This is a genomic window from Pedobacter petrophilus (assembly GCF_009674725.1).
In the GTDB taxonomy this organism is placed as follows: Bacteria; Bacteroidota; Bacteroidia; order Sphingobacteriales; family Sphingobacteriaceae; genus Pedobacter; species Pedobacter petrophilus.
The window spans coordinates 1-24,363 of the sequence record NZ_WKKH01000055.1; the positions used below are offsets into that span (position 1 = coordinate 1).

Sequence of the window (24,363 nt, forward strand, 5' to 3'; positions counted from 1 at the left end):
CAAAAAAGGGAGCAGAAAACATAGTTTCTAACTCCCTTTTTTAAACAATTTTATGGGTGGACTTTTTCAGTGCCCTCGAAATTTCGAAGCCTTTTTCTTAGTATTCCCAAAGTCCTTGTTCGTAATCAAGAACTGATTTTTTAATTCTTTCAGATTCATATAACCTTTGTTTAGGATCGGCTATAATATCTCTTAGCTTATTATCGCCCGGATTAGATTCTTTAACAATGTAGCTGCTAAATAAACGACGGATGAAGAAATCATCGAAACTTAAGGTAGAAGCATCATTATTGGTATTTACCAAACGTTTTTTAGTTAAGATTTCCCTTGCTTCGGGATAGTAAACCCAAAATACCGGTTGCCACTGTTTTGAAGACTCGATAAATTTCATCGGCGCAATACCAACAATACGAGGCTCAAAAATAGAACGTTTTACATCGAAAATCCAATCTTCTTTAATTCTGAATTTTAAAAATGATTCTGGATTAAGATCGTTGGCAACAGTTCTGACCGTACCTGCTTTCGAATCCGTAACTTCAACTGTTCCAGCCGCCTGCATCATTGCAGAATCTGCAGTCATTGGGTTTGTAAAAGCATCATCTTCGTTATTTAAGCTATCAAAAGGAGAATAAGCACTAAGTTCTTCAGATTTTATGGCAGAAATCAATACGTCGATCAATCTAGACTTCGGAGACCTCAATGCAGAGTTCACCGTATCACGCAAATCAATTTCTCTCCAAATCCGTTTAGCATAGAAAACATCCTCTTCACGTACATCTGCCAGGGGAACCATCTCCGTGCTATCTATGTCTTTACGTGCATAAAAGCCATCCTTTGGTGGAACCTTTAGTTTTTTCTTTGCTGTTTTAACAGGTGCTTTCACTGTATCCGCAGGCGCAGTAGCTACAGTTCTTTTTGGCGCTAACTTCGTTGGCTTTTTCTGTGCAAAAGCAAGCGTAGTAAATAATGCTAAAACAGCGATGCTTAAAATCCTTTTCATCTTATTCTTATTTAACAGTGAATGCTAATGAAGGTAATACGTTCTGACGCCCATCTGGACCAACAGAAACAATATCTTCAAAAAAGACCCTTGTTCCGGGAGTGATGGAGTTGATTGCCGCTCTCACCTGACCAGCGAAACTTCCACCACTACCTGAAATTGTAATGGCATCAGAACGTGGTTTAATGATCGTTAATTTATAACGCTGAATCTTAAATTTTACATCAAATGGAAAATCATCAAGATCTGCTTCAATTTCACTTTCGCTTTTTAATTGTACAGATGCTACGTCTCCGCCAGATCTGCCGCCAACTTTAGCAATTGGTTTTGGAATGGCTTTAACCCTAAATTTCTGTGAACCAAGACTAACCGTTTTACCTGCATTAGATGCACTAACATTAATAGAAACTTCCTGACCAACCTGGCTACCAGCAAGACTTACGTTGTAGTTTCCATTTGAGCCTGACATTGATCCGGATGAAATAGAAGCTTTGATACTTTCTAATGGAAATCCTGCTGCCGAAACGGTAAATGGATTCGGAATACCAGCATAAATCACATTCATTTTAGTAGATGATACGGTGGCTGACGGTTTTGCAACCTGATATTTTTGTGGCTGAGTTTTGTACTCTTTCACCTGACCATCAGTTTGACGAACCCTAACCGTACCTACCCAGGTAAACTCGCCAACGCTGCCTGTTCTACCAGTGTAAGTTCCTTTTCCCTCTTTGATAGATAGTTTATTTCCGTTTACAGTAATATCAGGAGTTGATCTTGAATCACTGGCCGTTAAAAATACTTCTGCAGTGTAAGGTTGACCTTGAATGACGTATGATGTCGGCGCAACTGCTACCGCAGCAAACTGATCAAGATTAACCTGAGCCTTATCCAGGTTTCCAAACAATTTCTTCACCACTTCTGCTTCTGCATTTTTTGTATCCGCCTGAAGTTTAGTTAAAACAGTCATGGCAGCAGTTAATGGCGTACCCTCACCGAAGTAAGTTGCCTGCCAGTTGCCTTTTCTTTTACGTTCAGGATCTTTCGCTTCCAAAGAAAAAGCAACGTTAGCCCTGTCTGCAGGATCAAGTAAAGAAATTAATTTCTCACGAGTGGCATTAATTTTTGCCTTCAATTTATCTGCTTCACCTTTGTTGATCATAATATCCTGAGCAATGTCAAGATTATCTCGGTTAACAAGGTCTCCGGTTTCGGGATTTATACCATCACCAGCTACAGTAAATTGTTTTTTAATATTATCAATATAATTATTCAACTCATCAGCAGCGGCTTTAGCTTGTTGCGCCTTTTCATATATAGGTTGTGCACGAGCTGGTTCTTCTTTCAGTTTCGAATTTTCAAAAGCCGAAAAAAGTTGATTGATACTGGAGTTTACATTGTTTTTTGACGTATCCAAACTATCATTGATATTTTTGAATGCATCTAAAACAGTATCTGATACGTTTAAGGCCAGCATAGCCAACAATACCAAATACATGATATTGATCATCCGCTGCCTTGTTGTTTCTTTTCCGCCTGCCATGTTTATGTAGCTTTTTCTTTAAATTAAAACTTAAACAAATTATAGACGTGGGCCATTCATAGCCGATAGCATATTGCCGTATATTGCATTTAATGATGACAAGTTTTTAGCCAGCTTGTTCACTTCTTCTTTAAACTGTTTCGAATCTTCCATAGATTCGTTAAAGTTTTGCATGGTTAGCGACAAGCTTGAATAAAATTTATTCATAGATTTTAAATGAGCGCTTGAATCTTGTAACTCTAATTCATAAACAGCATTTAAAGCCGATAAATTTTTAGATAAATTATTTACCTGGTCATGGTAAGCCTGAGAATCTACTTTGCTATCGCCCATGGCTTTCAGGTTGGCTGTTGCTTTTTCGAAAGATGCGCTTAAATTATCAAAACCGGCAGAAGCTGTTTTTACTTTACTGGTAAATTCGTTTGTAGCTGTAGAAGCATCTACAACATTTGAAATTGCGGCAACCTTATCGCCAAATGTGCGTAATCCTGTTCCTAAGCTTTCAATCAACTCCGGACCAACTTTGGCATCACTTAACATTTTATCTAACGCCGCTGTATTTCCTGGTGCTGCTACTGTAGCAACAGGTCTGGCAGATGCTTTCGGTAGTTCTCCGGTAAAATCTGCTCTAAGTTCCGGATAAACCCTGTCCCATGCAGGCTCTGGTTCTGGTGGAAAGAATCCAGTTAAAAAGAATAAAATTGCTTCTATCCCGAGTCCTACTCCAATCATGTAACTACCGTAAATTCCACCAATATGCAGAATCTTGAATAGTGCTCCAACGATTACAATACTTGCTCCCCATGAAATCGCTACGTGTAACCAGCCTGGTTGTTTTTTTGCTGCCATAAAATTTGATGTTTTCTTTAAGTTTAGTTTGTTTGGTTTAGTTTCTTAAGTCAGTACCGGGATAAGATGATACGCACCTGAAACCGATATATGATCTTTGTGTATCCTGATACTCGTAAGTAGATACGGCATTTTGAAGAAAATAGCCTGTATCTTTCCAGGAACCTCCTTTTACAACTTTTCTTTTTAGGTATTTGCTGTCATTCGGCCCCGCAACATAGGTAAAGTTCGGATTTAAATCATGAAGCAACGGTGATGCACCTTTATTGTAGGCTGTTAATGTCCATTCAGAAACATTACCAGACATATTGTAAAGGCCATAATCATTCGGGAAATAAGACCTTACGCCAACAGTATAAATTCCTCCATCGCTTGAATAATCTCCACGGCCCGGTTTAAAATTAGCCTGTAAGCAACCTTTGGTATTTCTGATGTATGGCCCGCCCCAGGGATATTTCGTCTTTGTATTTCCACCTCTGGCCGCGTACTCAAACTCGGTTTCTGCAGGTAATCTGTAATCAGATCTGGATCCGGTTGGCATTTTCCTCGCTTGCGCAACGCCGTCATATAATCTTGTTCTCCAGTGAGAAAATGCTTTAGCTTGTTCCCAGCTAACACCAACTACGGGATAATCATCATATGAAGGATGATTGTAATAACCGCGAACCATCGGATCGTTTTGAGAATAAGAATAATCCGTTTTCCAAACCATGGTATCCGGGTAGATGGCGATGTTATAACGATCAATATAATCCTGACGCTTGCTATTTGGATTTTTATGCCCTAAAGCAGCCTTATCCATATTCAACTCGGCATAGTTATATTCAAATTTACGAACATCGAATTCTTTTCTGCCAGGTAAGGCATCTAAACCAGAATAATACATTCCATCTAGCTGAGCAGCCTGAGCGCCTGCGCCGCCTTTACCTTTATTGCGCCAGATATTTGCGCCATTGGTTCCAACAGCTTTCCAATTAATGTATTTTTCGCCACCAAGTGCGTCAGCATTTTTACCCTTTGGATTCATCATAAATTGCTGGGGATTGCCCATCATCGAAATCGCAATAGAATCTCTTACCCAATTCGTAAACTGGCGGTATTCTGCGTTAGAAATTTCAGTTTGATCCATAAAGAATGCACTAATGGTAGTCATTCTGCTTGGCCCGTTTTGAGAAAATGTAATATCCTCATCAGACCCTCCCAAAGGCGTATGCCCAGGTGGGATATAAACCATTCCCAATGGGATACGGTTATTTTTGAATTTCCGGTTATAAGCCCCCACTAACTCGCCCTGGCCCCCATGGCCACAACTAGATAGCAATACACTTATACCCATAATGGCTAGAAGGTAGATTTTCTTCATATTATTTATAGTGTTTGCACAGCACAGTTAGGAGCAATCTTATCAAAAATCAATACAATTATCAACAAATGCAAATATTTTGACTTAAATAGTTTACTCTTAGGCAAGTGATACTCTTTTTAGAAGTATTGCCCATCTAACCACAAGCAGATTAAAGACGTAACGCTCTGATTACAAAAAAGTTACGCCTTTTTTATGTTGACTTATAAAAAATATGGATGGTCTTATTTATTAGATACTTTAATATAGTTCTCAATAGCCATAGTCATTGATGGAACACCCGGGGTAGGTGCTGCAATATCAACGATGAGATCCATATCTACACAGGCTTTACTGGTATTTGTACCAAAAGCAGCGATACGGGTATTGTTTTGTTTGAAATCAGGGAAATTTTTAAATAAAGACTGGATACTGGAAGGACTAAAAAATGCAATTACGTCGTAAAAAACTTCTGCCAGATCAGACAAGTCACTTACAACAGTTTTAAAAAGTACCGCAGGGGTGAAATCGTAACCACTTTTTTCGAGAAATTTCATGGTATCTTCTGTAGCCATATCAGAACATGGGTACAAAAACTTTTCATTGGCATGCTTTTTTAAAACCTCTGCAAGGTCTGCAGCGGTCTGCTTTCCAAAGAATATTTTTCTTTTTCTATATTGAATGTATTTTTGAAGATATAATGCGATGGTTTCAGAAAGACAGAAATATTTTAAATCTACCGGCACGTCATAACGCATTTCTTCACAAATTCTAAAGAAATGATCCGCAGCATTACGGCTGGTAAAAATTACCGCAGTAAAATCTGCAAGGTTAATCTTATCCTTTCTGAAATCTCTTGCTGGTACGCCTTCCACGTGGATAAAAGATCTGAAATCAACCTTTAAATTATGTTTTTTCGCCAAATCGTAATAAGGAGATTTTTCTGTCTCAGGTTTTGGTAAAGTAACCAACATACTTTTTACCTTGCGAATTCTAGAGTCGTTCTTTTCTTGCATTTTCCTTTTTCCTACTACAATCCTATCGTTTTAATTAGTATCAAAATAGGACATATTTCGAGGGCGCAAAAGTACAAAATTAAATGCATTTTAGAAAACTTATTATTAGAAAGTATAGTGATCCCTGCCCTAAGCAGCTGGAAAGCAAATATTACGCCTAATAGCAAGTAAGCCAATGCAATATATATTACGCCATATTTTAACGGTGATAATGCAAACGCTACCACCAGCGGAATAAAAAGTAATGACGCATTAAAGTAACTTAAATATAAAATGGAGATATATTCGCCTACTGGCTTTTGAACATTAAACAGGTAGCCGATAAATCTTAAGATAACGAGTTTCAATGCATAAAATACGATAATTGTGATTGAAATTGTAAAGAAAAACTTAAACCCATGCTTAGCCTGGTACATATCATAATATTGTGCCACCAGGAAGAAGAACATTCCTAAAATAAACCCAAATTGAATAAATAACAGCAGAAAGGGCCAGGAACTAAACAGATTATCTTCTTTATTGATATTATTTAAAACCCGGTTACTGAAAAAAGATTCTACAATTGCAGACAGCTGTTTCGAAAAAGCATTTTTCAGAACGGCGAAGATGACCAGCATGGCAAAAATGAAACCCAGTAAACCAACATTTCCTTTCGGGATTTGCTTACCCAACTGGTAAGGATTAACTTTTTTCCTGAATTGTGAATATTGTTTTTGCCAGCCAAATAAATCCAGACGAGGAAAAAGAAACTCCTTCTCTACGCTGTCCATCAGCGCATTTTTATTAATCATGCTATCTGGCAATACCCAGGTGTGGCTAATGATAGAATCTGTAACTTTTTTTTGCCTTGCTAACGATGCCGAATCTAGCCGGTAGCGCCTAAATTTATATGGATTTACTACTTTTACACTATCAATAACAGCAGGAGTTTCTTGTGCCGAAGCAAAATTTGCTAGCCATATAATGGTGAAAAAAGTAAAAATAAATTTCGGCATGCTATAAATCAAAGCTTATAGTTGCAAAAGTAGCTGAATAATCATTGTTTACCTAAAGAAAATAAAGTTTAAAACTACGCATAAGCAAGCATTTGCCAACCGCGACGTAGTTGTCTGATTTAAAACAGCTATGACCGGATTGAGATTTCCTTAATATAGAAGTCGTCTGTGCCAATCATGAATCGCGGCTTTAACTGAGAAGGCATGTTGAAAAACACTAAACACCTGTGTCTGATTATGTCCAGAGGCGCTCTGACCGTAACCGGTTTTATGACACCAATAAAATTTAACTTCATTATCTTTGTCAGATGTCCGGTATCTATATCCATATTCCATTTTGCAAAAAAGCCTGTCACTATTGTGATTTTCATTTCAGCACCTCGCTGAAGTATGAAAATGAAATGGTTGATGCGATTTGTAAGGAAATTAAAATGAAACAAGACAGGATTTCTGGCCAAATTGGAAGTATTTATTTAGGCGGCGGTACACCTTCTATTTTATCTCAAAAGGCATTAGAAAAGATTTTCGATACCGTTAATCATACCTTTTCTGTTGATTCAAACGCAGAAATTACTATCGAAACCAATCCTGATGATTTGACTGTTTCAAAATTGAAGGAACTGAAACAACTTCCGGTAAACAGGTTTAGTGTAGGAATCCAATCATTTTTTGATGAAGATTTAATCTGGATGAACAGGGCACACCAGGCAGAAGAAGCAGAAAACTGCATTAAAAGAAGTCAGGATGCTGGTTTTGAAAATTTAAGCCTTGATCTGATTTATGGTTATCCCCTATTAAGTGATTCGAAGTGGTTAAGTAATATTCAAAAAACAATTGAACTGGAAGTGCCGCATGTTTCAGCTTATGCACTTACGGTAGAACCTAAGACGGCACTGGCGCATGCGATCAGAAATAAGAAGCAGGCACCGGTGAGTGATAGTCAGAGTGCAGCACAGTTTGTAATCCTGATGGATCACCTTGTGGCTGCTGGCTTTGAGCATTATGAAATCTCAAACCTGGCCAAGCCTGGCTGTTATGCAGTGCATAACACCAATTATTGGCGTGGTGTAGATTATGTAGGAATCGGCCCGTCTGCACATGGCTTCGACGGACAAAACAGGTATATGAATCCTGCAAATAATGCACAATACATGGAAGTATTGGCTCAAAATAAACTTCCGGAGATTGTAGAAGAATTATCATTGAACGATAGGTTTAATGAATATATAATGACATCATTAAGAACAATGTGGGGAACTGATTTAAAGAAAATAAAATCTGATTTTGGATCAGATTTTTTAGAAGAAACCAATCATAATTTGAAGGCATTTGAAGATAAAGACTGGTTGATTATTCAAAATGATCAAATTAAACTGAGCGAAAGCGGTAAACTGTTTGCCGATCACATCGCTTCAGAATTGTTTATAGTCGGAAATGAGTGAAGGATTGAAAATGATTGAATTAGAGAATGACTGAATTAAAGAATGATTGAATTTACGAATTAAAACAACATTCACTCATTCAAAACTCAATCATTCAAAAATTAATTAAAGATATATGTCGAAAATTGTATGGATTACAGGCGCATCATCTGGCATTGGTGAGGCCCTGGTTTACGAACATTTTAAAGCCGGAGATAAACTGATCATTTCAGCCCGGAACAGAGATGAACTCTTCAGGGTAAAAAGCAACTGCGAAAATTCTTTCCATGTGCATGTGTTGCCATTGGATTTAAATGAGGTTGATACGCTTGAAGATAAAGCCGCAACTGCGATCCGTATTTTTGGCAAAGTTGATCTGCTTATTAATAGTGGTGGTGTAAGCCAACGGGAACTTGCATTAGTTACGGAGTTGCATACCGAGCAACAAATTATGAATACCAATTTCTGGGGTACCGTAATATTAAGTAAAGCAGTATTACCACTAATGATTGCTAATGGCGACGGACAGATTGTAATCATCAGCAGTTTAGTAGGTAAATTTGGCACCAAGCTCCGTTCTGCATATGCGGCATCTAAACATGCATTACATGGATATTTTGATTCGCTCCGCTCTGAGGTATATGATAAAAACATTACCATCACTATTATTTGTCCGGGGTTTATTAAAACTAACGTAACTTATAATGCACTAACAGGTAATGGAAACAAACTTAATGTGATGGGCGATGCACATGAAAAAGCCATGACAGCCACCGAATGCGCCAAACAAATTACCAAAGCCGTAAACAGCAAAAAAGAAGAAGTTTACATTGGCGGAAAAGAAACCAAAGCCATTTTTCTGAAACGATTTTTCCCTGATTACTTTTCAAAAAAAATTAAGACAGCGAAAGTAATATAGTCTGGTGTTCTGCTTTATGATTTAATAATTTCAACAGTTTGAATGAACCCTATGCCTTTTAAAAAAAGCATAGGGTTTCTGCTTTTATAGGAGAAAATTTGGCTTTACATAATGATCAAAACACCGTGATGGCTGACAAGATCGCCTCACCAGAAAACAAAAAATCATTTTAAATATCTAATTATCAATATATTAAATCTATTTCACAATTTCTAAAAAACCAAGCATTGGTAAGGCATCGTAAATGAAAGCAAATAACGAACACCTAAAAATTAGAAAAATGAAAAAGTTAATCTTATCGGCATTTGCCGTATTCACAATGGCTGTTACTACCCAGGTTTATGCTCAAAAAAACCCAATGGTTGGTGGTGCTGAAATGTATTCAACAAAAGATATTGTTGATAATGCAGTAAACTCTAAAGATCACACTACACTGGTTGCCGCGGTTAAAGCAGCTGGATTAGTGGAAATATTGAAAGGTGCTGGTCCGTTTACAGTTTTTGCACCAACAAATGCAGCGTTTGATAAACTTCCGGCAGGAACGGTTGATAATTTAGTGAAACCTGAAAACAAAGCTACATTAACAAAAATCTTAACTTACCACGTTGTTGCAGGTAAATTAGATAGCAAAGCAATCGCTAAAGCAATAAAAGCTGGTGGTGGTAAATTAGAATTAACAACAGTAGAAGGCGGCAAACTTTGGGCTTCTATGGAAGGAAAGAAACTAATCTTGAAAGACGAAAAAGGTGGAACAAGCACAGTTACTATTGCTAATGTTAACCAGAAAAATGGCATTATCCATGTTATTGATAGCGTTTTAATGCCTAATTAAACATAGTTTCCAATTGAATTACAAAATGCATTTGCTTAGGCAAATGCATTTTTATTAATTTGTTTTCTGGCGGCAATCCAATAACATTTTTGTCCGTATTTGAGCTTGAAATACGGAAATCATCCATATGAAGAAGATATATCATGTCCCCAACTGATTTAACTAACGTCCTTGCTTACCAGTGAGGGCGTTTAGTTTTTACTTCTCAATCGTAATTGTGTTGGTTTGTCACCTGTTTTTCAGGTTTTTGATTTTTGCATCTTACTCAAGATTTACTGCTTAGTTTTGGCAAATCAACATCACAGTAGATAACGCTATAATATACATGCACCCCAATATTTTAAAAATCCAGGAAAATATTGCCCCGCTAAGGCAACAGATTATCAATCATAAAGTATACTCGGCAATTAGTGAGCTGGAAGATTTGCAGGTCTTTATGGAGCATCATATCTATGCGGTATGGGATTTTATGTCACTCCTGAAATCGCTGCAGATTAATTTAACCTGTACTACCCTACCGTGGTTTCCTGTGGGTGATGCGGTTACGCGCCAGCTGGTCAATGAAATTGTTGCGGGAGAAGAAAGTGATGTTGATGCGAATGGAAATATTAAAAGTCACTTCGAATTATATCTTGATGCGATGACGCAATGCGGCGCTAACGTAGAACCGGTTAATAATTTCTTAACCTCCTTAAAGAAGGGCAGAGATTTTGATATGGCCTTTGAGTTGGCCGAAGTTCCTCAGGCGGCCAGAGACTTTGTTAATGCGACTTTTGAAACGATTAATAGCGAAAAACCCCATCTTCAGGCAGCCAGCTTTACGTTTGGTCGTGAAGATTTGATTCCAAATATGTTTTTCAGTATGGTTAACGATTTAAATAGCGCAAACCCTGAACAGGTTTCAATTTTCAAATATTACCTTGAACGGCATATTGAAGTAGATGGCGATCATCATAGTCACCTGGCCTTGTCTATGACAGAAAAGCTTTGTGAAAATGAGGCTTCTTTCTGGCTTGAAGCTGAAGACACAGCGAAAAAAGCACTGCAGAAACGGATCGATTTATGGGATGCGGCCTATGCTGAGATTGTTAGAAACAAGATCTTGGCTTAAAACAATAAATTGTTAAGTGCCTGTTAAGCGTAGATTACGTGAATTTAGTCACATTTAATGCACAATATACTTTTTGTAAAATAAAATTTACATTTTTGTTGCTCGGCACAAATAACCGATTTTAAACCCATGAGTTTCATTCTAAAACCTGTTGATATCGTTGAGAGCATTACTCCAGAGGATTTCAAAAAAAATTATTTGAAAACGAAACGTCCGCTTGTCATTAAGGGCCTTACCAAAGATTGGCCGGCAAGAGAAAAATGGACTACAGCATATTTGAAAGAGATTGGCGGCGAGCTGGAAGTTCCATTATATGATAACTCCAAAGCTGATCCGTCTAAACCAATTAATGCGGCAACCGCTCACATGAAATTTGGCGATTATCTCGATTTAATTAAGCGTGAGCCAACAGAATTAAGGATCTTCTTCTTTAATTTATTTAAGAAAGTTCCAAGTTTAATTAACGATATAAAAATCCCGAAAGATTTAATGGGCGGCTTTATTGAAAGTATGCCCGCAATGTTTTTTGGAGGATCGAACTCCGTTACTTTTCTACATTACGACATCGATTTACCCCATATATTCCACACCCATTTTGGTGGCAGAAAGCATATTGTACTGTTTGATAATAAATGGAAAGACCGTTTGTATTGCCTGCCCAATGCAACTTATGCCTTAGAAGACTATCAGGTAGACAATCCTGATTTTGAAAAATTCCCTGCCTTAAAAGGTGTTGAAGGTTATGAAGTTTTCTTAGAGCATGGCGATACCTTATTTATGCCAACCGGAATGTGGCACTGGATGAAATATCTCGATGGTTCGTTCTCATTAAGCTTACGGGCCTGGGATCAATCCATTACCAGAAAAGTAGCCAGCGTTTGGAGCTTATTTACCCATGGTGCTGTTGACAGTTTAATTAAAATGACTTTCAAAGAAAAATATGCACACTGGAGAGAGAAAAAAGCTGTAAAAATTGCTGAACGTGCTTTAGCTAAAGGTAAACCTTAATATTTTGTAAATTCATATTAAAGCGGGGCTTCTTCACGGAGGTCCCGCTTTTTTTTATAGATAACTTTTCAAAGCCTATAATCAGTCATTTGCATCAGGTAGATATTGATCATTTGAATACTATTACTACCTTTAAAATGATCACACCAATAACGAGATAATGGAAACAATATTAACTGAAAAAGAAAAAATGCTTGCGGGCAAAGCTTACCAGGCTGGAGACGCTATCTTATCGAAAGAAAGATTAAAAGCCCGCGAAATCACTTTTGAGTTTAATAACCTGGCGCCAAAGTTTATTAAACAACGTAAGGAACTACTCAAAAGACTTTTCGGTAAAACAGAGAAAATGTTTTACGTTGAACCGCCATTCCGTTGCGATTATGGTTACAATATAGAAATTGGCGATAACTTCTACGCAAACTTCAATTTAGTCATTTTAGATTGCGCCAAGGTATCCATCGGAAACAGTGTATTCATTGCTCCAAATGTCTCTATCTATACGGCAGGCCATCCTATTCATTCGCATTTGCGCGATCAGGAATTTGAATGGGCCCAAGAGATTACCATCGGAGATAGTGTATGGATTGGCGGTAACGTGGTGATAAATCCTGGTGTTAAAATCGGGTCAAACGTGGTAATTGGATCAGGAAGCATTGTAACCAGGGATATCCCCGATAACGTTTTTGCGGCCGGAAACCCTTGCAGGGTAATCCGCCACCTTACAGATGAAGACAAGGATTATTATTATAAGGATTTTAAGTTGGTTGTGTAAGCGTTGCCCTTTCCATTGAAGTCATGAAAAGCCATTTAAATTTGCAACGCTAATTGTGCATGGGTTTTAACTACTATGATCGACAAAAATTTTCCATTCACCTTTTAGTTTTTTAAACAACAAGGTGAAATACCCTTGTGGCTCATCTTTTTCTCTCTTCAAATGCCAGCTTCCTAAAACAAATGCTACGTCATTGTTTAAAAAATCTACTTTTTTAATTCCGAAGGTGAGTTGTCCCATTCCGGCGGCTCCCTGGTAGGTCTTCTTATAATTATCCAGTGTTTTTTGCCAGCCATAAGTCGGACCACTACTCCCGACAAAGAGGAGGCTATCGCTTTTTATATAACCCTGCATAAAAGTTTCTAAATCGCCCTTATTCCAGGCCAGCCGCTGGGTTTCCAGCACTTTTAGAATAGATTGTTTATCTGCAGGTGTTTGCGCTATAGCACAAATGCTGAAGCAGCAGAAAAGAAAGACGAATAGGGATTTAATCATGTGATTAGGGTTTATTAACAGGTTTAGCAGTTGAAAACGCTACTAAAATAATAAAAGCATTTGAAAATTATCAAGACTATATGGTATAATAAAATATTGATCTGAAATAATATTTCAAATTGGTCAGCCAATTGGCAATCGGTTATTTCGCAAATTTGCTACATTGCTAAATCAAAAAATCAACTATGAAAAAATCAGTTATTGCCATTGGCGAAATATTGTGGGATGTTTTTCCAGATGGGAAAAAAGCAGGGGGATCATCAATGAATGTAGCTTTAAACCTTCATAAGCAAAATATTAAGAGCCAGTTTATTAGTGCCGTAGGCAATGATGAAAATGGTAAAGAACTGTTACTCTTCCTTTCTTCTAAAGGCTATCCTATCGATTTAATTCAAACCCATACCACCTTACCCACCAGTACTGTTGAGGTAAAACTTGATGGGCAACACCAGGCAACATATACCATTGTAGAACCGGTTGCCTGGGATGCAATAGCACAAAATGACAAGATAATTGAAGCCGTTAAACAAGCTGATGCTTTTGTTTATTGCAGTTTAACTTGCAGAAATGAAGAAAGTAAAAACACCATTCTTACTTTATTGAAACACGCAAAACTTAAAATATTCGACATTAATCTTCGTCCGCCGTTTTATACTATAGAAACCTTAAAAACGCTATTAACAGAAGCAGATATCCTGAAGGTTAATGAACACGAATTGGTTTATTTAAAAGAGGAGTTAGGATTAACAGGCAACACAGATGAACAGTTATTAAAGCAAATCAGCCATAATTTTAAGATCGAAATCATTTGTTTAACCGTGGGAGAGAAAGGTGCTTATGTATTACAAAACGGCTACTTATATCACCATAAAGGCTACCAAGTAGAAGTTGCAGATACCGTTGGTGCCGGCGACTCTTTCCTGGCTACTTTTATTTCCAGTTATTTAAACGGCTACCCCATCGATACTGTTCTCGATAGGGCTTGCAAGGTTGGTGCTTTCGTAGCTTCACAACATGGTGCAAATCCTGATTATGGAGATGAAGTTTTTGGTTAATATATTTATTTACATTTGGCACTTTACAATTGACAGTTTGCACTGCTAGGCAAATTAACCCACTTTACCAATGAAACATTGAAACCAATAAGCTATTGAACCAACTTATTTAAACACCACTTCAGTTGCCCCATAGCCAAATTTTTCTTTCCTGGCATCCATATACGTTTTGATATTCGGGTTTTTACTGATCAGCTTATGAATTTTATCTCTTAGTGTTCCGTTTCCGGAACCGTGGATAAAGATCATTTTATCGAAATGATGAACAATAGCCGCATCGAGTGCATTTTGAAAAGAGTTTAGCTGAATCTGTAAAATCTCATCAGCCTCGAGGAAATGATGATCATCCCTTAGTTTTTCAATGTGCAGATCGATTTCCTTTGCAGGCGCATCTACTGTTTTCTTTTCTGCCGGTGATTTAAAGAAACTTTCTTTTAATTTTTGAGCATCGATGGTAATTGGCACTAGATCATCCAAACGGATTAACCAGCCTTTTTTTGCTTGTGGCAATTCTTTCAGCTCTGAAGCGAAATCCTTTGCCCTGAACTTTTTGCTGATCACCAGCGGGTCTACAGGTTTTACCTCGGTTTTACCGGCAATTAAAATTTGAAAAGTGAATTCAGGCCAAAGGTCTAAATCAGCCAAAGAAGCCGAATAAACCAAACCCGACTGGTAACTTTCTATCACACCATGAAAAACACCCGCGTACTTCTCCTTTTTCCCGGTGGTTAAACTTACTAAAAGTACACTTGGCGATTGATTTAATAAGTGAAAGTGAACAACATTACCGGCCTTATTATCCGTAGCTACGGCAATATAAATTCCGTTTTCAATTTTACTAATGGCAGGTACATTCACATGAACCGGCTTTGGCGCATCTTGCTCTTCAGCAGCAACACCATGGCCATGCACAGAGGTTAAATTACTAATGGCAACCGGTATTTCGAAACCATCTTCATCGGTTACACCCAATGTTTGCGCATCGATAATTTTCGTTACATAACCCTCACGTTTTTCATCAACAAAACGAACAAAATCTCCTAGTTTGAATTTCATAATTACCCCTGCCCCCCTAAAGGGACTTTTGACTTTCTATAGTTTAAAACAACTTATTATCTTTTTTCAGCCATGCATTTAATGCCGCGTATCATTACCGTGATAAATACTCAGGTAACTTTCATATCTTGATATGGCAATTTCATCATTATTCACCGCTTCAATCACGGCACAACCAGGCTCGTTCACATGTCTGCAATTGTTGAAACGGCATTGATGAGAGGTCTTAAAAATTTCCCTGAAGAAATGCCCCAGCTCCTCTTTTTCAATATCAATGACCCCAAGTTCTCTGATACCCGGTGTATCTACAATGAAACCACCCTGCGGCAATTCGAACATTTCGGCAAACGTTGTTGTATGCTGCCCCTTATCACTCCAATCAGATACTTCACCTGTACGCAAATCCCGGTCTGGCAGCAACGCATTAATTAAACTGGATTTTCCGACCCCTGAGTGACCAGAAATTAAGGTAATTTTAGCTGTAATAAGCGCTTGAATAACCGGAATATTGATTCCTTTTAATGCAGAAACTTCATAAGTAGCATAGCCGATATTTTCGTAAATATCTTTAAACTCCTGTAAAATTTCCAATCCCTCTTTACTAAACAAATCAAGCTTGTTAAACACAAGCACAGCAGGCACGTCATACGCTTCAGCAGTCACCAAAAAACGGTCTATAAACCCTAAAGATGTTTTTGGCGAAGCAAGGGTAACCACCAAAATCGCCATATCCAGGTTCGCTGCCAAAATTTGCGCCTGCTTACTCAGGTTAATAGACTTACGGATAATGTAGTTTTTCCGCTGTAGCAATTCGTTGATGATTCCCTGATTGCTGCCAGGCTCAAGATCAAACTTTACCCGGTCGCCCACAGCGATTGGGTTAGTCGTTTTAATCCCTTTCATCCTAAATTTGCCCACAATCCGGCAGTCGTAGCGCTCGCCACCATCGGCCAACACGCTATACCAGCTTCCCGTAGATTTTATAACTAAACCTTGCATATATTCCCACAAAGGTAAGAATATGATTTCACTGATTTAAGATGATTGCCGTGATTGTTTTGCAATTAGCTATTGAATAATTTGGAAAGCTAAACCTGTATTTCATCTGATTGTTAGTCCTGCTGTTCACTTTACTCCTCCCGATAAAAAATCGGGCGTCGTGTTCGTTACCATTAGGTTTAGAAACAAAAGATTGTGCAGGAAACGAAATCCTGCCCCTGCCACTCCTAAAGTTGACTCACCTCGTATTATATTTTGTGGAAAACAGAAATTCAAAATTTGTATTACAAACAATATCTTCGCTAAAATCTATTCCATGGAAAACTTTAAAATTATCGGCATCTCAATAGCAACCAGCAATCAAAATAACCAGGCAGCTACAGATTTAGGCCAGTTATGGGGAAGGTTCTACAACGAGCAAATTTCTGATCAGATTGCAAATAAAGAAAGTGAAGAGGTTTATGCCGTCTATACAGATTATGAAAGTGATTTTACCGGAAAATACACCACCATTATCGGACATCGGGTTACTTCATTAGCCGTTATTCCCGACGGACTCGTCGGTAAAGAAATTATCAATGAAAAGTTGTTGAGGTATATTGCCAAAGGCGAAATGCCCAACGCAGTATTAGCAACCTGGCAAGAGATCTGGGCGAACAACATAGCACTATACCGTACCTACAACGCAGATTTTGAAGTTTATGGAGAGAAATCTCAACGCGGAGCAGATTCAGAAGTGGAGATTTATATTGGAGTGAGGTAAATTTTCAACGAGTGGAAAAAAGACTTGCTTACGAAATCTGAAAACCCATGGCAAATGCGCATGATAAAATTTTATGTGTATATTTGATATTATGAAAGCACGGGTTAATTTAACAATTGAGGAAGATATACTTCAAAAAGCAAAGAAATATGCCTCAGAAATGGGAAGCAGTGTTTCGGAATTGGTTGAAAGCTATTTCCGAAAAATAACTGAACCTAAAGAGCGTGAGGTTAAGCTTTTTAAAATGGTTGAAAAATTAGAGAAACCAAATCTCCCTGAAGATTTTGATTATAAAAAAGAATATTACGAAGCCAGAAAAGATAAATATGGTTTTTAATATATTTCTGGACATTAATATCCTGTTAGATTTCTTTTTAAAAAGAGATCATTTCGCTTCCGCAGAGAACGTTTTAATATTGGCTAAAGATAGAGAAGTAGAGGCATTTGTAAGTATATCAATATTACAAACCACTTCTTTTTATTTAGAAAAAAGTTATGGAAGTAAAATTGCGAAAGACCTCCTTTTAGAATTATTATTAGTTGTAAATGTTATTGAAGCTGATGAAGATATTGTTTTACAGGCACTACATTCTTCTATAAATGATATTGAAGATGCAATTCACTTTTACACCGCTACAAAATATAATCTTAGCTATGTTATTTCCAGTGACCTTGCATTTCAAAAACTGACCAATAAAAATCTACAAATAGTTAGTGCCAAACAATTCTTAGAATTATTTGATTAGCACTTATTTTAATATTTTACAAGAAGAAATTTCTAAGCGTAACAATTTTGATTTGTTTAGTTTTTTGTTTTCAGCAATTAGATATTTTAATTTTTAGTGCTAATGAAGCCATAATTAATCAAAACCATAATCTTTTACATCAAAACAATCAAAATAGCACCTCAACCCTATTTCAATAAACACGACAGACACGGAAATGCTTTTTGTTGCACAGAACGAAATAGATTACCGCTCATTCTATTCTTTAATGACGATTATAGCAGGCAATATAGACATAAAAGATTGTAGCAGATGGCAGGATTGCTGTTACGGAAGAAACCTCTAAAAAGCCTTATCTAATTATTTTATACTGGATATTTAAAGCACGCAATGTCATCCTGAGCTTGTCGAAGGAAATTTCGAAACATGAGGCCTTCAATGCACTTAGACTGACAAAGACTAATTTAAAACCTAATCTGGTTTCCAGTTCAAAAAATGCTTTAACTTCATCCACTTAAACGTTTTATTAAAATAATTATAAATAAAATTTAAAATTGTTTGCAATTAAGAAAAATAATATGCTACTTTACGGTGTACAAAATACACCAGAAGAAATGATTATTAACTCTTCAATTATTACAACGATTATTATTACCACCGGGATAAACCAGCGGGGCTAATTTGTTGTAAATTGAATTAACATACAAAAACAGAAAGCGTCCCGACCCAAGTCGGGACGCTTTTTTTTTACCCAAACCATTGAAAAACTGTACCAACCAAAATAACTAACAAGCAACAGTGCAGTTTTCGTTAAAACCAGAACTAATGAAAGTACTCAAATTCGGCGGCACATCCGTAGGTTCGGCCGAGAACATTAAAACACTACTGAGCATAGTAGCCAAAGAAAAATTACAGAGCAATCCGGTTGTTGTATTATCGGCAATGAGTGGCGTAACCAACCTCCTCACAGATATGGCCGAAAGGGCCGAGCGTGGAGAAGATTACGACGCATCTTTAAAAGAAATTGAAGCGAAACACTTCGCGGTAATCCGCTCGCTGCTCCCCGCAGCGGCTCAAAATCCGGTGTTCACAAGATTGAAGATTTTCTTTAATGAGTTAGAAGATCTATTACAGGCAGTAACTAATCTCCGCGAATTAAGTGCACAAACCAAAGATCAGATTTTAAGCTATGGCGAACGTTGCGCTTCTTTTATGATTGCTCATATTGCTTCGCAACAATTTTCAGAAGCATTATACGTAAACGGCGCTGAGCTAATTAAAACTGATAGTAATTTCGGACAAGCGAAAGTAGATACCGATTTAACAGAGATTTTAATTAATAATTTTTACCAGGCCAATAAAGATAAAGTACTTTTTGTTACCGGTTTTATCGCCAGCAACGCAGCAGGCAGAGTAACTACACTGGGTCGTGGTGGTTCTGATTATACAGCGGCAGTTTGGGGTTCAGCGCTAAATACAGAAGAAATAGAAATCTGGACGGATGTAAACGGAATGATGACTGCCGATCCACGGATTGTGAAAAAAGCCTTCTCTTTACCTGAATTGAGTTATACCGAAGCAATGGAATTGAGTTATTTCGGCGCAAAAGTGATCTATCCGCCAACGATGATCCCCGCTTTCATGAAGAAGATTCCGATTGTAATTAAAAATACTTTTCAACCCGATTTTAGTGGCACTTACATTAAAAGTGATGTAAAAACATCCAGCCTACCCATTAAAGGCATTTCATCTATTGATCATATCAGCATCATCAACCTTACCGGAAGCGGCATGGTTGGAAAGGCTGGCTTTAGTGGCAGGTTGTTCTCTTTACTATCACGGGAGCAAATCAACGTGGTGCTGATTACCCAATCTTCATCAGAACACAGCATCACTTTCGCAGTGAAACCAACAGATGCTGGTCAGGCGATTGCCTTAATCAAAAAGGAGTTTGAGCTTGAACTTGATGCAAATAAACTGGCTTTACCAGAAGTTGAAAACAACCTGGCCGTATTGGCGATTGTTGGTGAAAACATGAAACGTACGCCGGGCATGAGCGGCCGTTTGTTTGGTGCGCTGGGTCGAAACGGAATTAATGTAAGGGCAATCGCTCAGGGTTCTTCAGAATATAACATCTCCGTAATCATCAGTAAAGATGATTTATCAAAAGCAGTAAACGCTGTTCACGATGCTTTCTTTACTGACTTAAAGAGAACGCTGAATATCTTCTGTCTTGGAACCGGAAACATCGGCAAAACATTATTTAATCAGTTAAAGGAACAGATGCCTTTCCTTGCTGAAAATAATGATTTGCAGGTAAAGGTGACTGGAATTTGCAACACGCGCAAAATGGTTTTTAATGCTGATGGCTTATCACTGGAAAATTGGGAAAATGATCTAAATGAAAATGGAGAGCAGGCAGATCTGTCGGGCTTTGTAGCTAAAATGAAGGCCATGAATTTACCCAACTGCGTTTTTGTAGACAATACGGCAGCGGAAGCGCCTATCGAATTTTATCAGGGTGTTTTTGAAAGCAGCATCTCTGTAGTTACCTGCAACAAAAAAGGTAACTCTGCAGATTATGCACAATACAAATCATTTAAAGATACTGCACGTAAGTTTGGCGTAGACTTTTATTACGAAACAAATGTTGGTGCGGGTTTACCTATCATCCGTACGCTGAAAGAATTGATGATGAGTGGCGATAAAGTTGCCTGCATCGAGGCAATCCTATCGGGAACAATCTCATACATTTTTAATAATTTTAAAGGTGAAGCTGGATTTTACGAAACAGTAAAAGAGGCACAGGAATTGGGTTATACGGAACCAGATCCACGGGATGATTTGAATGGAAAAGACTTTATGCGTAAAATGTTGATTCTGGCACGTGATGCAGGCTATCCTTTAGAAGCTGCTGATGTGAAGATTGACAACATCTTACCCGAAGCTTGTTTAAATGCAACATCTGTAGAAGATTTTTATAATGAATTACAAGCCAATTCGGCCTATTTTGAGGATTTAAAAAACCGAGCAGCTCATGATGGCAAGGTGTTGCGTTATATCGGGAAGCTGGAAGATGGCAATGTAGAAATCAGCCTTCAAATGGTCGACGATAGCCACCCTTTTTATATGCTTTCGGGAAGCGATAATATCATCTCGTTTACCACAGATCGATACAAATCCCGTCCATTGGTGGTAAAAGGCCCTGGCGCAGGCGCAGAAGTTACCGCTGCTGGTGTTTTCGCCGATATTATTAATGTTGGAACGTTAACCCATTAGTCCATTAAAGGAGGATTATACAACGTATTGCTCTGGGTTTCCAACCCTGAGCAATAATCATATCCCCAGGTTGAAACCCGGAGCGATATAAATCCAAGCCCAGGGCTTCAACCCTGGGCAATAATAGCAAACATAAACAATACCCCAGATTGGAACCCGGGGCGATATAAAAATATAACAAAATGTCAAACAACAATTTAAACCTTGCCGATGATTTAGCCATTGACCCCGAGAAGGCAAAGTCTCAGTCAGAAAAGCTAGGGGCAATCCGTGTATTCGCGCCAGCAACCGTTGCGAATGTGGTTTGCGGTTTCGATGTATTGGGTTTCGCTGTAAACGAACCAGGAGATGAAGTTGAAATGCGCCTGACCGATACACCAGGCGTAGTGATCAAAAGAATCACAGGTGATGACGGTCGTTTGCCATTAGATGCAGCGAAAAATACGGTCAGCGCCAGTGTTCAACATTATTTGCAACATGTTAATAGATTAGATGTTGGCGTAGAAATTGAACTGCATAAAAAAATGCCCATTGGTAGTGGATTAGGATCCAGTTCCGCAAGCACGGTTGCTGGCCTGTTTGCCATTAATAAACTAATGGGCGATTTACTCAGCCCAAAAGAATTGGTTCCTTTCGCCATGAAAGGGGAAGAACTTGCCTGTGGTTATGGACATGCAGATAATGTAGCACCAGCAATTTTAGGAGGATTCGTTTTGGTTAGAAGTTATGAACCACTTGATGTAATTTCTCTGCCAACCCCTGCAGGAATGTATGCCGCAATTGTTTATCCGGAAGTCGATGTTCCAACGAAAGATGCCAGGCAGATGATCCGCAGCAAAGTTTTGCTTAAAGATGCCGTTACCCAATGGGGAAATGTGGCAGGCTTAGTTAGTGGATTATTTATGAATGATTTCGATTTAATCGGAAGAAGCATGAAGGATGTTCTGGTAGAGCCCACGCGTTCAATTCTAATTCCAGGCTTTGAAGAAATGAGAGCCATTGCAATGGAAAACGGTGCGATAGGCTTCGGCATTTCAGGTTCTGGTCCATCTGTATTTGCATTGACTAAAGATGAAGGAACAGCAAAAAAGATCACCAAAGCCCAGCAACAACATCTGCATAAAATTAATATTAACAGTAAAGCCTACGTTTCTTCGGTTAATGCAGAAGGACCAAGAGTAATTTAAAAAAGGTATATGGTTTAAGGCAAAAGGTGTAAGATTAAAGCGCCTAAACCCTAAACCTTATACCCTAAAACCTTAATCCATCAAATGAAACTATATTCAACCAATAATAAAAACTTACGTGTTTCTTTTAAAGAAGCCGTTTTTAACAGCATGCCGCTGGATAAAGGCTTATATATGCCTGTCGAGATTCCAGAACTGGATGCTGATTTTATTCAGAATATTGAGCAATACGCTTTACCAGAGATCGCTTACAAAGTAGCTTCCACGCTCCTTAAAGATGAAATTCCTGCTGCTGATTTGAAAGCACTAATTGATGATGCCATCAATTTTGATGCTCCTGCAGTAAAGCTTGATGACAAAACATTCGTACTGGAACTTTTCCACGGACCGTCATTAGCTTTCAAAGATTTCGGTGCCCGTTTTATGAGCCGCGTGATGGCTTATTTTCTAAAAGACGGCGAACAATTATTAGATGTACTGGTAGCTACTTCCGGTGATACTGGTGGTGCAGTAGCATTGGGCTTTTTGGGTGTACCTAATACGAGGGTAACGATTCTTTATCCTGAAGGAAAAGTAAGTCCGATCCAGGAACTACAGCTAACCACAAACGGATGCAACATCAGGGCCATTGAAGTAAAAGGGACTTTTGATGATTGCCAGGCTTTGGTGAAACAAGCTTTTGCTGATGAGGAATTAAATGCAAAATTCCGTCTGACATCCGCAAATTCGATTAACATTTCGAGGTTAATTCCGCAAACTTTCTATTATTTCAACACGTATGCCCAGCTAAAAAAACAAGGTTTAAATGAGGTGATTTTTTCGGTTCCAAGTGGAAATTTCGGCAATATTGGTGCAGGTTTACTGGCCTACAAACTGGGCTTACCAGTAAAGCAATTTATTGCCGCAACCAATATTAATGATACTGTTCCGCGTTTTCTGGAAAGCGGTATCTATCAAACACGGCCGTCTTCGCAAACTTATTCTAATGCCATGGATGTTGGCGCGCCAAGCAACTGGATTCGCATCATGGATTTATTTGATCAGGATGTTGAGAAACTAAAGGAAGTAGTTACTTCTTATCGCTTTAACGATGAAGAAACACTTGAAGGTATTAAAGATCTGGATGAGAAATTGAATTATGTTGCTTGTCCACATACTGCAATTGCCTATCTGGCTGTAGAAAAATATAGAGAAGAAAACCCGACCGATGAAAGCACAGCTGTATTCCTATCAACAGCACATGCCTGTAAATTCCCGGATATTTTCCCTGCAGACATTGCCGCAAAAATTGATATCCCTGCACAGGTTACTGCATTGGAAAGCCTGCCGAAACATGCCGATAAACTTGAGGCAAATTTCGATGAATTTAAAAGTTACTTATTAAGTAAGGTGGATTAAAAATCCAAAGATAATACAGTCCGGAAAAAATTTCCGGACTAACAGCCAGGAAGTTACTCGCTAGTCGGGATTTTGTAATCCCGACTTATCTAACTGAGGATTTTTAATCCTCTAATAAAAATTCAATATCCTAGAGCACTGCTGAGTAAATTCAATTAATTGATAATTGTTAAAGCCGGCACAAGTGGTATGCAATAGTAAATACGATACAATCGTCAAGATATTTTGCACTCGTTAAAAAGAGCGCAAACGGTTTACTGCACTGAAAAGCTTGCCGAAACATGCAGATAAACCTCAGGCAAATTTCGATGAATTTAAAAGTTATCTATTAAGTAAAGTGGATTAAAAATCCAAAGATAATACAGTCCGGAAAAAATTTCCGGACTAACAGCTCACTGGTCGGGATTTGTAATCCTCTAATAAAAATTCATTATCCTGAAGTGCTATTTAGTAAATTCATTAATTGATAATTGTTAAAGCCGGCACAAGTGGTATGCAATAGTAAATACGATACAATCGTCAAGATATTTTGCACTCGTTAAAAAGAGCGCAAACGGTTTACTGCACTGAAAAGCTTGCCGAAACATGCAGATAAACCTCA

22 protein-coding genes are annotated in these 24,363 nt (G+C 38.1%); 13 read left to right on the forward strand and 9 right to left on the reverse strand.

What is annotated here, in order from left to right; all coding sequences use genetic code 11:
- Positions 1-97: 97 nt before the first annotated feature.
- From porN to GJU39_RS20585, 6 genes are all read right to left on the reverse strand, one after another.
- Positions 98-1,000: a type IX secretion system ring subunit PorN/GldN gene (gene porN / locus GJU39_RS20560; RefSeq protein ID WP_245228042.1), complete on the reverse strand. Its 903-nt coding sequence runs from the start codon at positions 998-1,000 to the stop codon at positions 98-100.
- Between the two features lie 7 nt (positions 1,001-1,007).
- A complete protein-coding gene (gene porM, locus GJU39_RS20565) occupies positions 1,008-2,540 on the reverse strand; it encodes a type IX secretion system motor protein PorM/GldM (protein WP_154282881.1) in 1,533 nt (510 codons plus the stop codon).
- 39 nt (positions 2,541-2,579) lie between these two features.
- Positions 2,580-3,389: a type IX secretion system motor protein PorL/GldL gene (gene porL, locus GJU39_RS20570; RefSeq protein ID WP_154282882.1), complete on the reverse strand. Its 810-nt coding sequence runs from the start codon at positions 3,387-3,389 to the stop codon at positions 2,580-2,582.
- A 37-nt stretch (positions 3,390-3,426) separates the two neighbouring features.
- Entirely contained in the window at positions 3,427-4,752 is a 1,326-nt protein-coding gene (porK, locus tag GJU39_RS20575; RefSeq protein WP_154282883.1) for a T9SS ring complex lipoprotein PorK/GldK, read from the reverse strand.
- Positions 4,753-4,976: 224 nt separating this feature from the next.
- Complete coding sequence (locus tag GJU39_RS20580) at positions 4,977-5,747, reverse strand: uroporphyrinogen-III synthase (RefSeq protein ID WP_154282884.1); 771 nt, start codon at positions 5,745-5,747, stop codon at positions 4,977-4,979.
- Between the two features lie 14 nt (positions 5,748-5,761).
- Positions 5,762-6,742, reverse strand: a complete 981-nt coding sequence (locus tag GJU39_RS20585; RefSeq protein WP_154282885.1) for a DUF4271 domain-containing protein — start codon at positions 6,740-6,742, stop codon at positions 5,762-5,764.
- Between the two features lie 308 nt (positions 6,743-7,050).
- Between GJU39_RS20585 and hemW the strand changes: the two genes are divergently transcribed.
- The 6 genes from hemW (at position 7,051) to GJU39_RS20615 (ending at position 12,805) form a co-directional block, all read left to right on the forward strand.
- A complete protein-coding gene (gene hemW / locus GJU39_RS20590; protein ID WP_154282886.1) occupies positions 7,051-8,184 on the forward strand; it encodes a radical SAM family heme chaperone HemW in 1,134 nt (377 codons plus the stop codon).
- 115 nt (positions 8,185-8,299) lie between these two features.
- Positions 8,300-9,082 (forward strand): SDR family oxidoreductase, encoded by a 783-nt coding sequence (locus tag GJU39_RS20595; protein WP_154282887.1) that lies wholly within the window; start codon positions 8,300-8,302, stop codon positions 9,080-9,082.
- 280 nt (positions 9,083-9,362) lie between these two features.
- Positions 9,363-9,914, forward strand: coding sequence for a fasciclin domain-containing protein (locus tag GJU39_RS20600; RefSeq protein WP_154282888.1), 552 nt, complete (start codon positions 9,363-9,365; stop codon positions 9,912-9,914).
- A gap of 325 nt (positions 9,915-10,239) precedes the next feature.
- Positions 10,240-11,025 (forward strand): DUF3050 domain-containing protein, encoded by a 786-nt coding sequence (locus GJU39_RS20605; RefSeq protein WP_154282889.1) that lies wholly within the window; start codon positions 10,240-10,242, stop codon positions 11,023-11,025.
- A gap of 129 nt (positions 11,026-11,154) precedes the next feature.
- A complete protein-coding gene (locus GJU39_RS20610) occupies positions 11,155-12,033 on the forward strand; it encodes a cupin-like domain-containing protein (RefSeq protein ID WP_154282890.1) in 879 nt (292 codons plus the stop codon).
- 160 nt (positions 12,034-12,193) lie between these two features.
- A complete protein-coding gene (locus GJU39_RS20615; RefSeq protein WP_154282891.1) occupies positions 12,194-12,805 on the forward strand; it encodes a sugar O-acetyltransferase in 612 nt (203 codons plus the stop codon).
- A 66-nt stretch (positions 12,806-12,871) separates the two neighbouring features.
- Here GJU39_RS20615 and GJU39_RS20620 read toward each other — a convergent pair whose 3' ends face one another.
- The gene (locus GJU39_RS20620; RefSeq protein WP_154282892.1) at positions 12,872-13,300 is read right to left on the reverse strand and encodes a YybH family protein; all 429 of its coding nucleotides are present in this window, start codon (positions 13,298-13,300) and stop codon (positions 12,872-12,874) included.
- A gap of 185 nt (positions 13,301-13,485) precedes the next feature.
- On the opposite strand from GJU39_RS20620, the gene GJU39_RS20625 reads away from it, so the two are divergent.
- Positions 13,486-14,355, forward strand: a complete 870-nt coding sequence (locus GJU39_RS20625; RefSeq protein ID WP_154282893.1) for a carbohydrate kinase family protein — start codon at positions 13,486-13,488, stop codon at positions 14,353-14,355.
- Positions 14,356-14,460: 105 nt separating this feature from the next.
- Here the strand turns inward: GJU39_RS20625 and GJU39_RS20630 are convergent, their stop codons facing one another.
- Positions 14,461-15,411: a Smr/MutS family protein gene (locus tag GJU39_RS20630; protein ID WP_154282894.1), complete on the reverse strand. Its 951-nt coding sequence runs from the start codon at positions 15,409-15,411 to the stop codon at positions 14,461-14,463.
- Between the two features lie 78 nt (positions 15,412-15,489).
- A complete protein-coding gene (gene rsgA, locus GJU39_RS20635) occupies positions 15,490-16,410 on the reverse strand; it encodes a ribosome small subunit-dependent GTPase A (RefSeq protein WP_154282895.1) in 921 nt (306 codons plus the stop codon).
- Between the two features lie 316 nt (positions 16,411-16,726).
- Between rsgA and GJU39_RS20640 the strand changes: the two genes are divergently transcribed.
- The 6 genes from GJU39_RS20640 to thrC all read left to right on the forward strand — a co-directional run bounded on the left by GJU39_RS20640 (position 16,727) and on the right by thrC (position 23,762).
- Positions 16,727-17,173 carry a GyrI-like domain-containing protein gene (locus GJU39_RS20640; protein WP_154282896.1) on the forward strand — a complete coding sequence of 149 codons (447 nt, stop codon included), beginning with the start codon at positions 16,727-16,729 and terminating at the stop codon, positions 17,171-17,173.
- A gap of 91 nt (positions 17,174-17,264) precedes the next feature.
- A complete protein-coding gene (locus GJU39_RS20645; protein ID WP_154282897.1) occupies positions 17,265-17,510 on the forward strand; it encodes a DUF6364 family protein in 246 nt (81 codons plus the stop codon).
- Positions 17,500-17,919 carry a type II toxin-antitoxin system VapC family toxin gene (locus GJU39_RS20650; protein ID WP_154282898.1) on the forward strand — a complete coding sequence of 140 codons (420 nt, stop codon included), beginning with the start codon at positions 17,500-17,502 and terminating at the stop codon, positions 17,917-17,919. Before GJU39_RS20645 ends, GJU39_RS20650 begins: the two co-directional genes overlap by 11 nt.
- An 804-nt stretch (positions 17,920-18,723) precedes the next feature.
- Complete coding sequence (gene thrA, locus GJU39_RS20655; protein ID WP_154282899.1) at positions 18,724-21,177, forward strand: bifunctional aspartate kinase/homoserine dehydrogenase I; 2,454 nt, start codon at positions 18,724-18,726, stop codon at positions 21,175-21,177.
- A gap of 182 nt (positions 21,178-21,359) precedes the next feature.
- The gene (locus GJU39_RS20660; protein ID WP_154282900.1) at positions 21,360-22,364 is read left to right on the forward strand and encodes a homoserine kinase; all 1,005 of its coding nucleotides are present in this window, start codon (positions 21,360-21,362) and stop codon (positions 22,362-22,364) included.
- Between the two features lie 84 nt (positions 22,365-22,448).
- A complete protein-coding gene (gene thrC, locus GJU39_RS20665; protein ID WP_154282901.1) occupies positions 22,449-23,762 on the forward strand; it encodes a threonine synthase in 1,314 nt (437 codons plus the stop codon).
- Positions 23,763-24,363 lie beyond the last annotated feature (601 nt).